Genomic DNA, 12399 nt, shown 5'->3' with positions numbered 1-12399 from the left:
AGCCCGAACAGCGCCGCGCCGATCCACAGATGCCGGAAGCGCGGCCGGTCGCGGCGCGCCGCGAGCAGCGCACCGGTAATCGTGCCGACGGCCATCATCGACGACAGCACGCCGAAGCCGCGCGCGTCGACGTGAAACACGCTGGCCGCCATCGTCGAGATGAACAACTGGAAATTGAGCCCGAACGTGCCGATCAGGAACAGCATCACGAGGATCGCCTTCAGGTCCGGGCGCTGCCACACGTAACGGAACCCGTCGAGCAGGCTTCCGCGCGTGCGGTCGGCCCGCGCGTGCGCCCGTAGCTCGTCGGCGCGCAGCATCGACAGCGACGCCAGCACCGCGACGAAACTGAGCCCGTTGAGCAGGAACGCCCAGCCCGTGCCGACCGACGCGATGATGAAGCCGGCCGCCGCCGGCCCGATCATCCGCGCCGCGTTGAACGACGTCGAATTGAGCGCGACGGCGTTCGCCAGCTCCCGATCGGCGACCAGCTCCGCGACGAAAGTCTGCCGCACCGGCGCATCGAACGCCGACGCGCACCCGAACAGGAACGCGAACAGATACACGTGCCACAGCTGCGCGACGCCGGTCACCGTCAGCAGCCCCAGCAACAGCGCGAGCCCGCCCATCAGCGCCTGCGTCGCCATCAGCAGCTTGCGCTGGTCGAAACGGTCGGCCGCATACCCCGTCCACGGCAGCAGCAGAAGCTGCGGGCCGAACTGCAGCGACATCACGATGCCGACGGCCGACGCGTCGTGATGCGTGAGCTGCGTGAGGACGAGCCAGTCCTGCGCGGTGCGCTGGATCCACGTGCCGATGTTCGACACGAGCGAGCCGATCGCCCACACGCGATAGTTGAAGCTGCGAAGCGAGCGGAAAACGCCCGCCGCCGGCACGCTCATGGCCGCTCCCGGTCGGGCTCGTTGCCGCCGTGCAGCTCGCCGAAGTGCCGCGCAAGGAACAGGCCGAGCAGGAGGATGCCGAGACCGAACGCAGCCGCGTCGGCCGTGACCCGGAGGTCGAAATCGCCGACGCGGCACACCAGCACGTAGGCCATCACGAGGTTCGCGACGCCCCACACCACATTCACGGTGGACGACGACAGCCCGCGCCCGGGCGGATTCGCGAACGGGGTCTGGAACGGCTCGCCGCGCAACCCGCTGACGAGATGCGGCACGACGTTCGCGAGAAACGCGCCGCCGAAGAAATACGACACGAGATGCGGGAGGTTCATGTATGGGTTGTCCTTTCGGCAAGCGGGTCGATACGGCTCAGGGACGCGGCGGTTCCTGGAATTCGGCGAGCCGCTGCAGCAGCTTCACGGCCGACGCGAGCTCGGCCTGCTCGGCCTCCGACAGTTGCGCGTGCAGCGCACGGAACAGCCAGTCGTCCTTGGCCGCGCGGTTGGCCTGCAGCACCTTGCGGAAACCGGGCGTGAGCGCGATCAGCGTCTGCCGGCCGTCGGAGGGATCGGGCTCGCCGCTGACGGCGCCCAGCGTCTCGAGCGTCGCGACCGTCACGCGCATCGACTGCGGCCGCACGCTTTCGGCGCGCGCGAGCGCCGACACGGTCGCGGGGCCGTCGCGATCGAGCCGCAACAGCACCGACTTCTGCGATGACGTGAGGTCGTTCGGGTGGATCTGCTCCCGCATCCGCCGCATCAGCTTGCCGACCGAGATGCGGAGTTCGCCGGCGAGGCCGGCCAGCAGGAGCGCTTCGGAGGGAGGCAATGGCGTGTTCATGAATTCAAGATAGCAGATATACAGTCAAACTGTACAGTTTAGCTGCATATTTCAAGCTGTAAGGATGGCTTCTTCGCATCGGCTCGAAAGCCGAAGCCACACGTCCCGTTCGGCTGCACGAGCCGGCTCTGCGATAATGCGGGCTCCCCATTTCCGCTCCGCCTCCCGCCATGACGCAGCCGTCCGCCCCGCTCGCCACCGACCTGCCGCCGATCTCGTGCCTGCCCGGCGAAGCGCTGCCGTGGCTGCCGATGAGCGCCGACCTGCCGGGGCTGGCAATCAAGTACCTGCACATCAATGCGGCCGAAGACACGCTGACCGCGCTGCTGAAGATGCCGGCAGGCGGCACGCTGCCGCGCCACCGTCACGACGGCGAGGTGTTCGTCCATACGCTGCAGGGTGCGTGGCGCTATCGCGAATACGACTGGGTGGCGCACGCCGGCTCGACGGTGCTCGAACCGGCCGGCTCGGTGCATACGCCGGAAACACTCGGCGCGCCGGGCGAGGACGTGATCACGCTCAACGTGATGCGCGGCGATCTCGTGCTGCTCGACGACGACGGCCGCGAAGCCGCACGCGAGAACTGTCGCGTCGCGCTGCTGCGCCAGCGCAAGCATGCGCGTACGGCGCCGGACGACGCCGCACCGTTCGTCACGCGGTAACGCAGCCGCTACCGTCGCGTCACGACCCGCGTGGCGCGCGCGCGCTGTCGACCGGACAGCCACTGGCGCGCTGCGCCCGCCTCGCCGGCCGACCGGCTCATTACCGGAAGCGCCGGAAAAATCGCCGAATATCGTTGGCCAGCAGATCCGGCTCCTCCATCGCCGCGAAATGGCCGCCGCTCGGCATGTCGGTCCATTGCACGACGTCGAACACGCGTTCGAGCCAACTGCGCGGCGGACGGCTGATTTCCTTCGGAAAGCATGCGAACGCGACGGGCACCGTCACGCGTTGCCCGGCCGCGAAGCGCATCGGCTGCAGCCGGTTTTCCCAATACATCTGCATTGAGGAGCCGATGCAGCCGGTGAACCAGTAGAGCGAGATTCCGGTCAGCAGCGTATCGTGCGAAAACCGCCGTGCGATGTCGCCGTCGCAATCGCTCCACGCGCGGAATTTCTCGGCGATCCATGCGGCCAGTCCGGCCGGCGAATCGTTGAGCGCGACGGCCAGCGTCTGCGGCTTCGTCATGTGCATATGCGCGTATCCGCCTTCCAGCGCGGCCCACTCGCCGCGCTGCGTCACGAACGCCCGTTCGTCCTCCGTCAGCGGCAAAGCCGCATCCGTCGGAGGCTCGTAGCTGCCAGGCAGGTAGTTCAAATGGATCCCGTCCACCCGGTCGGCATGGCGCGCGCCGAGCGCAATCGACACGCCTGCGCCGAGATCGCCGCCTTGTGCGCCGAAGCGTCGGTATCCGAGACCGGACATCAACGCCGCCCAGCGGTCGGCAACCTGAAATGCCGACATGCCGGGCGCAGTTGGCGCGGGCGAGAACAGGAAGCCCGGCAGGGACGGTACGACGACATCGAACGCGTCGTCAGGATTGCCGCCGAATGCCGCCGGATCGCAGAGGCGATCGATCAGTGCGTGGAATTCGAACACGGAGCCCGGCCAGCCGTGCGTGATGACGAGCGGATAAGGTTTCGGTCCCGCCCCACGCCGATGGATGAAATGCACGCGCTGGCCATCGACATCGGCGACGAACTGCGACAACCGGTTCAGCGCACGCTCCACCGCACGCCAGTCGAAGCGCTCGGCCCAGTACTCGTTCAGTTCGCGCAGCCACGCGCCGTCCATACCCTGCTGCCACGGCTCGGCGGGCGTGAGCATCGGCGGACGACGGTCGCGCAGGCGCCGACGCAGGTCATCAAGCGCGTGATCGGGTATTGCAATGTCGAACGGCTCGGCGTGCATGGTGTCTCCTCGCGAAAGATGCCGGGAATTCTGCGCGATTTTTCCGGCTCGCGCTGGCGCCTCGCCCCCGCGGGCATCAGCCCGTTTCCCGCTCGTCCGTGCGCGCCTCGCGCCGCATCGCCTGCGGCGGTACGCCAAACCCGCGCACGAACGCCTCGCGCATGTGCCGGCGATCGCGAAAGCCGTTTTCCTTCGCGATCACGTCGAGCGAATGGCGGCTCTGCTCGATCATCAGCCGCGCGGATTCGAGCCGCAGCCGCTCGATCGCCTTCGCGGGCGACTGCCCCGTTTCGAGCGTGAACACGCGGCTGAACTGGCGCGGGCTCAGGTGGACGGCTTCGGCGAGATCCTCGACGGTCAGCGCGCGGCCGAGATGCTGCCGCGCGTAGTTCAGCGCGTTCTGGATCCGGTCGGATTTCGGCGCGAGCTCCAGCATTTCCGAATGCTGCGACTGGCCGCCGGCCCGCCGCTGGTGCATCACGAGCTTGTGCGCGACCGAGCGTGCGGCATCGGCGCCGAGATCCTTTTCGACCATCGCGAGCGCGAGGTCGAGGCCGGCCGTCATCCCGGCCGACGTCCAGATCGGGCCATCGACGATGTAGATCCGGTCTTCCTCGACGCGAATCTCCGGGTAGTTCCGTTGCATGTCGCGGCCATACGCCCAGTGCGTCGTCGCGCGGCGCTGTGCGAGCAGCCCGGCCTCGGCCAGCACGAACGCGCCCGTACAGATGCCGGCGATCCGCCGCACGCGGGCATGGGTGCGGCGCAGGAACGCGACGACGTCGGCCGGCGCCGGCGACGCGATCGGATCGTTGACGCCCGCGACGATCCACGTATCGACGGCGATCCGCCCGCGCAGCGCGTGCGTGGCGACCGGCAGGCCGAGCGACGAGTGCACGTCGCCGCCGTCGACCGAATAGTTGCCCATCACGTAGAACGGCTCGCTCATGCCCATGTTCGCGTACTCGAACACCGATTGTGCGGCGAGCGCCATGATCTGGAAGCCGTCGCTGATCAGAAAACCGATACGGTGCATGTGCGTTCTCCCGTCCCGGGCGAGTGAGTCGCCCGATGTCCTGAATCATACCCATCTACGTCATTTGTGTCGCAGCGATTCGAGACCAGAATGGCTTCACGCCATCCGGCCATTTCCATCGAAACGGAGCACATCATGACGCAAGCACATCGCGGTACCGCCCTCATTACCGACGCCTCGTCGGGCATCGGCGCCGTCTACGCCGACCGGCTCGCACGCCGCGGCTACGACCTGATCCTGGTCGCGCGCAGCCGCGACCGCCTGGCCGCCCTCGCGGACCGCATCACGAACGAGACCCAGCGCAGCGTCGAGATCATCGACGCCGACCTCAACGACCGCGCGGCACTCGCCACCGTCGAGGCGAAGCTGAAGCAGGATGCGAGCATCACGCTGCTCGTGAACAACGCGGGCATCGGCACGCACGCGCCGCTGCTCGACAGCGACGTCGACGCGATGACGCGGATGATCGACCTCAACGTGACCGCGCTCACGCGCCTCACCTATGCGGCGGCGCCCGGCTTCGTCGCCCGCGGCCGCGGCGCGGTGATCAACATTTCGTCGATCGTCGCGATCTCGCCGGAAACGCTGAATGGCGTGTACGGCGGCAGCAAGGCGTTCGTGCTCGCGTTCAGCCAGTCGCTGCATCACGAACTCGCCGGCAAGGGCGTCCAGGTGCAGGCCGTGCTGCCCGGCGCGACCGCCACCGATTTCTGGCAGACGGGCGGCCTGCCGCTCGAGCATCTGCCGAAGGAAATCGTGATGTCGGCGAACGACATGGTCGACGCGGCGCTGGTCGGCTTCGATCGAGGCGAACTCGTGACGATCCCGTCGCTGCACGCGGGTGACGAATGGGAAGCGTACGAAGCCGCGCGCCGCACGATGGCGCCGCACCTGTCGGCCGACACGCCCGCGCCGCGCTACGCGACGGCCCGCTGAGCACGCGGCATCCCGCAAGTCGCACCCCGGGATGTGCGGCGGAACACGGTGATGCGTGGCGAAACGCCCACAATCATCCGAGGTTCCGCGGCACGTTTCCGGGCGAATGCCGATCGGTGGATGCGTCTGCGGGCACACGCACCGGATTCTTTCCCGGCCGGCGCAAATGTCGCGTGTCGACAGACGATTCCGGTTCACTTGCCACGCATTCCGCGCAACAGTAAGCTCTGCGATTGCAGTCCCCAAGCGACCTCGTTCGACCGGTATTCGTCCGATCACGAGGGCAATCGTCCGTTGCGGAATTCGACCATGCGGGTCCGTATGTTCATCACCGAGACCGGCGACGCGCCGGCCTCCGCACGCGGTTCGGCCGACCGTCAGCCCGCGCTCCCACCCCTGCCGGAACTGGACACCGTGTGCCGTGTCGCGCGTGCGCATTTCGGCGCCGCCGGCGCGTTCATTGCGCTCGCCGACGCCGATGCGCAACGCGTGCTGGCCGCCGACGGCGAGCTGCCCGATCCGCGTCCCGATCAACTTCCCGCCGAGGTCTTGCTACCCCACGTCGAGCCGACGCCGGCCGCCGATTCGCGGTTCGCCCCGCTTGGCACGAATGACAACGGGCAACGCGCCGACGGCCCACCTCACGCGCTGCGGATCGTCGCGGCCTGCGAACTGGCCGCGCCCGACGGCGCGACGCTCGGCACGCTGTGCGTCGTCGACGGTAAGCGGCTCACGCCCGACGCCGGGCAACGCGCGATGCTGCGCGACCTCGCCACACTGGCCGCAAGCGCGCTTGCCCGCGCGATCGAAGCCGTGACCTTGCGCGAACGGCTCGGCATCGTCGAGGAACACAGTACGCTGACCACGCTCGCGCTGACCGAAAGCGGCACCGGCGTGTGGGATCGCAACGTGGAAACCGGCGAGATCCATTACTCGCCGGCCTGGAAGGCGATGCTCGGCTACGCGCCGCACGAGCTCAGCACCCGGATCGAAGACGCGTACGAACGGCTGCATCCGGACGACATCGCCGACGTGAAAGCCGCGATGCTCGCGCACTTCGAGCGCCGCAGCGACTATTACGCGGTCGAGCACCGCATCCGCTGCAAGGACGGCTCGTACAAATGGATCTGCAGCCGCGGCAAGGTGATCGATCGCGACGCCAACGGCCGCGCGCTCCGGATGGTCGGGACGACCACGGACATCACCGCGCTGCGCGAGCTCGCCGCGCGATTGCGCGACTCGGCCGCGCTCGTCACGGATCTCACCGACCAGGTTCCCGGGCTTGTGTTCCAGCTTCGGCAGGCGCCCGACGGGCGTCGCTTCTTTTCCTACGCGAGCGCGGGCGTCAGCGACATCTACGAACTGACGCCCGAGCAGATCGCCCGCAGCGCGGAAGCGGTCGAGACGCGAATCCATCCGGCCGACCTGGTCGCCTATCGGCTGTCGCTGCACGACTCGTCGGTGCGACTGACGCCGTGGCGCCTCGAATATCGCGTGCTGCTGCCCGGCCAGGGCCTGCGCTGGCGCGAAGGCGACGCGCGCCCGCAGCGCACGGCCGACGGCGGCACCGTGTGGCACGGCTTCATCACCGACGCGACCGACCGCAAGCACATCGAGGCCGAACTGCACCGGATGGCGACCACCGACCACCTGACGCAGTTGTCGAACCGCCATGCGTTCATGCGGCAAAGCGAGGCCGCGCTGCGCGCCGTGCGCACGACCGGCCAGGCCGCCGCGGTGCTGATGCTCGATCTCGATCACTTCAAGGCGCTGAACGACCGCTGGGGCCACCCGGTCGGCGACCGCGCGCTCCGGCATTTTGCGCGGCTGCTGCTCGCGGAAACCGGGCCGGACGGCATCGTCGGCCGGGTCGGCGGCGAGGAATTCGCGATCGTGCTGCCGGGCGCGGATCTCGACCGCGCGCTGGCCTTCGCGCAGCGCGTGCAGCAACGTGCGATGCAGGCCCGGCTCACGCACGAGGACCAGCCGGTCACGCTGACCGTCAGCATCGGCATCGACGCGATGCGGGCGTCGGACTTCGGCGCCTACCAGCCGCTGTCGCGCGCGGACAAGGCGCTCTATCTCGCGAAGGAGCGCGGCCGCAACCGGATCGAGGTGTATCGGGCGTAGATTTCGGCCACGCCACGGCCGCTCCTCGCCCAGCTTCCTGCCGCCCCCGTTGCGCGACCTATTCGGGACGGATCGTGTAGGCTAGCGCCCCTGCCCCTACCCACCCCGACTTGCCATGGACAATGCCAAACGCACCGCGCGAATCGCGTCAGGTCTTCTCGTCGTCGCGCTCGTCGAGCTGCTGGCGCTGCTGATCGGCTACGGGGTCGCCAGTTCGATGGACGATCCGTACATGGGCATTCGCGTGCTCATCACCGCGCTCGTCTGGGCGGCAGGCCTGTCGGTCATCGGGGTCATCGCGGCGATCGCCTGCCTGTCGATCGACCTGCAGGCGCGCGGCGGCGTGATCTACGGGGCGCTGGTGCTGCACGGCCTGCTCGTGCTGCCCGGGCTATTCCTGTACTTCCACTGAATCGCATCGTCGCTGCCGGCGTCACGCTGCCGCCTCACGCGATACCGCCCGCACGCCCAGCAGCATCGCGACCGCGCACGCGGCCAGCAGCGCCGCGATCATCAGCATCGCCGGGTCCATGCTGCCGGTTCTCGTGCGGATCAGCCCGACGAGCCACGGCGTGATCATGCCGCTCGACACGCCGATGCTGCTGATCAGCGCGATCCCGCCCGCCGCGCCCGCGCCGGAGAAATACGCGGACGGCACGGCCCAGAACACCGGATGCGCGGCGAAGATCAGCATCGCCGCGACCGACAGCAGCGCCATCATCGCGACGATGCTCGGCAGGTGCAGCGTCAGCAGCGCGAGCGCCACCGCGCCGCCGAACGCGCATGCCGCGAAGTGCCAGCGCCGTTCGCGCTTGCGATCGGAGCGCCGCGCGATCGCGATCAGGCCGGCCGCGCCGATCGCGTTCGGCACGACCGACAACAGGCTGATCTGCACGACATCGTGAATGCCGAATTCGCGGATCATCAGCGGCATCCAGAACAGCAGCATCAGGAGCGCCGTGGTCAGCGAGAAATAGATGAACGCGAACAGGTAGGTGCGCGGTTCGGCCAGCACCTGCCGCAGCGAGTGCGGCGCCGTCGTATCGGCACCGGCGCGGTCGGCGGCCAGGTCGGCCGCGAGCCGCTGGCGATCGGCGTCGGACAGCCACTTCGCGTGCTCGGGGCGATCGCACAGCCAGAACCACGCGATCACGCCGAGCAGGATCGCGGGCGCGCCTTCGATCGCGAACATCCATTGCCAGCCGTGCAGCCCGAGCACGCCCGACATCCCGCGCATCAGCCAGCCCGACAGCAGCCCGCCGACCATCCCGGCCACCGCGACGCCCGCGTAGAAGATCGACAGCACCGACGCGCGCCGCCGTGCCGGATACCAGTACGTCAGGTAGAACACCACGCCCGGAAAGAACCCGGCCTCGAACAGCCCGAGCAGGAAGCGCAGTACGTAGAAATGCTTCGCGCTGTCGACGGTGATCATCGCGACCGACACCGCGCCCCACAGGAACATGATCCGCGCAAACGTGCGGCGCGCGCCGAAACGGCGCAGCAGCGCGTTGCTCGGCACCTCGAACAGCACGTAGCCGACAAAGAACAGCACCGCGCCGAGGCTGTACATCGCGTCGGTCAGGCCGAGATCCTGCCGCATCTGCAACTGCGCGAAGCCGATGTTGCTGCGATCGAGGATCGACACGATGTAGCAGATGAACAGGAACGGCACGATCCGCGCGCCGATGCGGCGGTACAGCGCGTCGTCGTCCGTTGACGCGACACCGGACGCGACCGCACGCGCGGCGTCCGCTTGAAGAGGGGCTGACATCGATCGTCTCCTCGATGGATTCAGATACGGGGCCCATACGTCGCGCCGGTCGCCGCCGCCCGCGAGCGGCGACCGGCCGTTGCTTGCCTAGTCGCGCGGCGCGGCTTCGCCTTTCACGCCGAGCATCAGCGCGACGCCGCTCGCCACCAGCAGCGCAGCCAGCAGATACACGGCGAGATCCATGCTGCCGGTGCGCGTGCGGATCATCCCGATCACCCACGGGCTGACGATGCCGCTCGTGATCCCGATGCTGCTGATCAGCGCGATCCCGGCCGCGGCCGCGTTGCCCGACAGATAGCGGGTCGGCACGGCCCAGAAGATCGGCAGCGCGGCGAAGATCAGCGTCGCCGCGATCGACAGGCACGCGAGCATCGCCGCGAAGCTGTGCAGGTGCAGCGTCAGCGCCGCGAGCGCGAGCCCGCCGCCGATCGTGCAGCACGCGAAGTGCTTGCGGCGCTCGCCGGTGCGGTCCGAACGGCGCGCGATCAGGATCAGCCCCACCGCGCCGACCGCGTTCGGCACGACCGTGTACAGGCTCACGGCGACGACGTCGGTCACGCCGAAGTCGCGGATCATCAGCGGCATCCAGAAATTGAGCGTCAGCGACGCGCAGGTCAGCGAGAAATAGATGAACGCGAACAGGTACACGCGCGGGTTCGCGAGCGCCGCCATGAGGCTGCGCCCGTCGTGCGCGTTGCCGTGCCCGCGGCCGTCGGCGCACAGCGCGGCGACCCGCGCCTTTTCATCGGACGTGAGCCACGTGGCGTCCTGCGGCCGGTCGACCAGCAACGTGAACGCGGCAAATGCGAGCAGGATCGCCGGCGCGCCTTCGATCGCGAACATCCACTGCCAGCCGTGCATCCCGAGCACGCCGCTCATGTCGCGCATGATCCAGCCCGACATCAGGCCGCCGAGCACGCCGGCCACCGCGACGCCCGCGAAGAACACCGAGATCGCGGCCGCGCGCCGGTTCGCGGGGAACCAGTAGGTCAGGTACAGCACGATGCCGGGAAAGAAGCCGGCTTCGAACACGCCGAGCAGGAAGCGCAGCACGTAGAAATGCGACGGCTGCGACACGAACATCATCCCGGTCGACGCGATGCCCCACAGCAGCATGATCCGCGTGAAGGTGCGGCGCGCGCCGAAACGCGCGAGCAGCAGGTTGCTCGGCACTTCGCAGAACACGTAGCCGACGTAGAACACCGCGGCGCCGAGGCCGTACATCGCGTCGCTGAAGCCGAGATCGTGCTTCATCTGCAACTGCGCGAAGCCGATGTTGATGCGGTCGAGGAACGAGATGACGTAGCAGAGGAACAGGAACGGCACGATCCGCCACGCGATCTTGCGGAACAGCAGCGCGTCGTCCGTGGCGGCCGAGGCGGAAGCCGAAGCGCTCGCGTGCGCGAGCGTCGCTTCGGCGGGAAGCGATTGGGGCATGTCTCTCTCCAAACAGGTTGCGCGATTCGAGCGCGCAGCCGTCTCCCAGGGCGTACGTGCGCCCTGCTTTCTTGTGAGATCGGGTACGGCGGACGGAAAGACGGCAGGAAGCCGTGGCCAGTCGCCGCTTCAGAAAAAAGGCGGAGCGCCCTGTCGGGTGCCCCGCCTGTGCAAGCCGCTCAGTCCTGCAGCGCGGCCCACATTTCCTTGTCGCGCTGCGCGGTCCAGATGCGCGGATGCGCGATGCCGCTCGCTTCGTCGAATGCACGCGACACGTCGAACGGCAGACAGTGCTCGTAGATGAACACGTGGCCGAACTTCGGATCCATCGCTTCACGCGTGAGCGCCATCGACGCCTTCAGGTCGAGCTGCTGTTCGACGGCCTTGCGACCCTGTGCGAGCAGCGTCGTGACGAAATCCTTCGTGTAGTCGAGGCCCTTGTTCACGTCGGCCGGGTTCAGCAGCGCGGGGCCGCGGCCCGGCACGAGCTTCTCGGCGCCGAGCGCACGCAGCGCCTCGAGCGTGGCCGGCCATTGTTCGAGCTGGGCGTCGCCGCAGTAGCACGCAGCGTCGTATTCGACGAGATCGCCCGAGAACAGCACCTTCTGCGACGGGATCCAGACGATCGTGTCGCCCTTCGTGTGGCCCGAGCCGACGTGCATGATCTTCACTTCGAGCTTGCCGAGGAACAGCGTGATCTCGCGCTCGAACACGAGCGTCGGCCAGGTCAGGCCGGGCACCGTCTCGACACCGGCGAACAGGCGCGGGAAACGCTCGATCTCCGACTTCATGTCGGCCTCGCCGCGCTCGACGATCATCTCGTACGTGCCGCGGCTCGCGATCACGTGCTGCGCGCCTTCGTCGAAATACGCGGACGCGCCGAGCACGCGCACCGCGTGGTAGTGCGACAGCACCACGTGCTTGATCGGCTTGTCGGTCACGCTGCGGATCTTCGCGATCAGGTCCTGCGCCATCGCGGGCGTCGCGGTCGTGTCGACGATCAGCACGCTGTCGTCGCCGATGATCACGCCCGAGTTCGGGTCGCCTTCGGCGGTGTACGCGTATGCGTTCTCGGACAGCTTCGTCCAGGTGACTTTCTTCTCTTCCAGATCGGCTTGGGAGGCGAATGCTTTGGCCATGTTGCGTTCCGTGGCTGCGAGCCATGTGTTGAGGGGAGTGAACGGATCATCTTCCCGAGCCAAATATTTGTCAATGACAAAGTCGCTTGCTATTGTTTAATACGGGTAAACCTGCGGGCTGGCGCGATAAATGGCGTCGGATACCATGCGGGGTTTCGTCAACGGAAGAATCATCGCGTGCAGAACCACGAAGTCAGCGCAGACGACGCGCCGCCCAAGGCGCAGCGCGGGATCCAGAGTGTCGAGGTCGGCGGCCGGCTGCTCGACGCGCTCGCGCGCCGGCGCAAGCCGCTG

Annotated in this window: 12 protein-coding genes; 4 read left to right on the top strand and 8 right to left on the bottom strand. The window is 68.0% G+C overall.

Translation table 11 applies throughout. The annotated features are described in order from the left end of the window. The 3 genes from G3N99_RS24455 to G3N99_RS24445 form a co-directional block, all read right to left on the bottom strand. Nucleotides 1-902, bottom strand: a 902-nt coding sequence (locus G3N99_RS24455; RefSeq protein ID WP_206123676.1) for an MFS transporter, incomplete at its 3' end; no start/stop codon positions are given. Continuing rightward, entirely contained in the window at nucleotides 899-1234 is a 336-nt protein-coding gene (locus G3N99_RS24450) for a hypothetical protein (RefSeq protein ID WP_206123675.1), read from the bottom strand. The genes G3N99_RS24455 and G3N99_RS24450, both read right to left, overlap by 4 nt. A gap of 37 nt (nucleotides 1235-1271) precedes the next feature. Further along, a complete protein-coding gene (locus tag G3N99_RS24445) occupies nucleotides 1272-1742 on the bottom strand; it encodes a MarR family transcriptional regulator (RefSeq protein ID WP_174935433.1) in 471 nt (156 codons plus the stop codon). Nucleotides 1743-1912: 170 nt separating this feature from the next. Here G3N99_RS24445 and G3N99_RS24440 point away from each other — a divergent pair, with 170 nt between their 5' ends. Beyond that, nucleotides 1913-2404: a 2,4'-dihydroxyacetophenone dioxygenase family protein gene (locus G3N99_RS24440; protein ID WP_174948658.1), complete on the top strand. Its 492-nt coding sequence runs from the start codon at nucleotides 1913-1915 to the stop codon at nucleotides 2402-2404. A 100-nt stretch (nucleotides 2405-2504) separates the two neighbouring features. Here G3N99_RS24440 and G3N99_RS24435 read toward each other — a convergent pair whose 3' ends face one another. Continuing rightward, nucleotides 2505-3653 carry an epoxide hydrolase family protein gene (locus tag G3N99_RS24435; RefSeq protein WP_206123674.1) on the bottom strand — a complete coding sequence of 383 codons (1149 nt, stop codon included), beginning with the start codon at nucleotides 3651-3653 and terminating at the stop codon, nucleotides 2505-2507. A 76-nt stretch (nucleotides 3654-3729) separates the two neighbouring features. Beyond that, nucleotides 3730-4689: a GlxA family transcriptional regulator gene (locus G3N99_RS24430; RefSeq protein WP_206123673.1), complete on the bottom strand. Its 960-nt coding sequence runs from the start codon at nucleotides 4687-4689 to the stop codon at nucleotides 3730-3732. A 135-nt stretch (nucleotides 4690-4824) separates the two neighbouring features. On the opposite strand from G3N99_RS24430, the gene G3N99_RS24425 reads away from it, so the two are divergent. The 3 genes from G3N99_RS24425 (at nucleotide 4825) to G3N99_RS24415 (ending at nucleotide 8167) form a co-directional block, all read left to right on the top strand. Continuing rightward, nucleotides 4825-5625: an SDR family oxidoreductase gene (locus tag G3N99_RS24425; RefSeq protein WP_206123672.1), complete on the top strand. Its 801-nt coding sequence runs from the start codon at nucleotides 4825-4827 to the stop codon at nucleotides 5623-5625. Nucleotides 5626-5934: 309 nt separating this feature from the next. Further along, nucleotides 5935-7755: a diguanylate cyclase gene (locus G3N99_RS24420; RefSeq protein ID WP_241011834.1), complete on the top strand. Its 1821-nt coding sequence runs from the start codon at nucleotides 5935-5937 to the stop codon at nucleotides 7753-7755. Nucleotides 7756-7870: 115 nt separating this feature from the next. Then, on the top strand, nucleotides 7871-8167 hold the full coding sequence (locus tag G3N99_RS24415) for a hypothetical protein (protein ID WP_174937956.1): 297 nt from the start codon (nucleotides 7871-7873) through the stop codon (nucleotides 8165-8167). 21 nt (nucleotides 8168-8188) lie between these two features. Here G3N99_RS24415 and G3N99_RS24410 read toward each other — a convergent pair whose 3' ends face one another. From G3N99_RS24410 to G3N99_RS24400, 3 genes are all read right to left on the bottom strand, one after another. Further along, nucleotides 8189-9529 carry an MFS transporter gene (locus G3N99_RS24410; protein ID WP_174935444.1) on the bottom strand — a complete coding sequence of 447 codons (1341 nt, stop codon included), beginning with the start codon at nucleotides 9527-9529 and terminating at the stop codon, nucleotides 8189-8191. A gap of 87 nt (nucleotides 9530-9616) precedes the next feature. Next, nucleotides 9617-10966, bottom strand: a complete 1350-nt coding sequence (locus tag G3N99_RS24405; protein WP_174935446.1) for an MFS transporter — start codon at nucleotides 10964-10966, stop codon at nucleotides 9617-9619. 179 nt (nucleotides 10967-11145) lie between these two features. Further along, a complete protein-coding gene (locus G3N99_RS24400; protein ID WP_206123671.1) occupies nucleotides 11146-12105 on the bottom strand; it encodes an MBL fold metallo-hydrolase in 960 nt (319 codons plus the stop codon). Between the last annotated feature and the right edge of the window lie 294 nt (nucleotides 12106-12399).

It is taken from the genome of Burkholderia sp. Ac-20392 (genome assembly GCF_017104585.1).
Taxonomy (GTDB): domain Bacteria; phylum Pseudomonadota; class Gammaproteobacteria; order Burkholderiales; family Burkholderiaceae; genus Burkholderia; species Burkholderia lata.
Note: the sequence above shows the minus strand (reverse complement) of the source record. Positions and strands in the feature narration are given on the sequence as shown.

What these genes read in the sequence shown, in the direction of transcription:
- G3N99_RS24450 (WP_206123675.1), bottom strand. Translation starts at nt 1,234, where the DNA reads ATGAACCTCCCGCATCTCGTGTCGTATTTCTTCGGCGGCGCGTTTCTC.
- G3N99_RS24445 (WP_174935433.1), bottom strand. Translation starts at nt 1,742, where the DNA reads ATGAACACGCCATTGCCTCCCTCCGAAGCGCTCCTGCTGGCCGGCCTC.
- G3N99_RS24440 (WP_174948658.1), top strand. Translation starts at nt 1,913, where the DNA reads ATGACGCAGCCGTCCGCCCCGCTCGCCACCGACCTGCCGCCGATCTCG.
- G3N99_RS24435 (WP_206123674.1), bottom strand. Translation starts at nt 3,653, where the DNA reads ATGCACGCCGAGCCGTTCGACATTGCAATACCCGATCACGCGCTTGAT.
- G3N99_RS24430 (WP_206123673.1), bottom strand. Translation starts at nt 4,689, where the DNA reads ATGCACCGTATCGGTTTTCTGATCAGCGACGGCTTCCAGATCATGGCG.
- G3N99_RS24425 (WP_206123672.1), top strand. Translation starts at nt 4,825, where the DNA reads ATGACGCAAGCACATCGCGGTACCGCCCTCATTACCGACGCCTCGTCG.
- G3N99_RS24420 (WP_241011834.1), top strand. Translation starts at nt 5,935, where the DNA reads ATGCGGGTCCGTATGTTCATCACCGAGACCGGCGACGCGCCGGCCTCC.
- G3N99_RS24415 (WP_174937956.1), top strand. Translation starts at nt 7,871, where the DNA reads ATGGACAATGCCAAACGCACCGCGCGAATCGCGTCAGGTCTTCTCGTC.
- G3N99_RS24410 (WP_174935444.1), bottom strand. Translation starts at nt 9,529, where the DNA reads ATGTCAGCCCCTCTTCAAGCGGACGCCGCGCGTGCGGTCGCGTCCGGT.
- G3N99_RS24405 (WP_174935446.1), bottom strand. Translation starts at nt 10,966, where the DNA reads ATGCCCCAATCGCTTCCCGCCGAAGCGACGCTCGCGCACGCGAGCGCT.
- G3N99_RS24400 (WP_206123671.1), bottom strand. Translation starts at nt 12,105, where the DNA reads ATGGCCAAAGCATTCGCCTCCCAAGCCGATCTGGAAGAGAAGAAAGTC.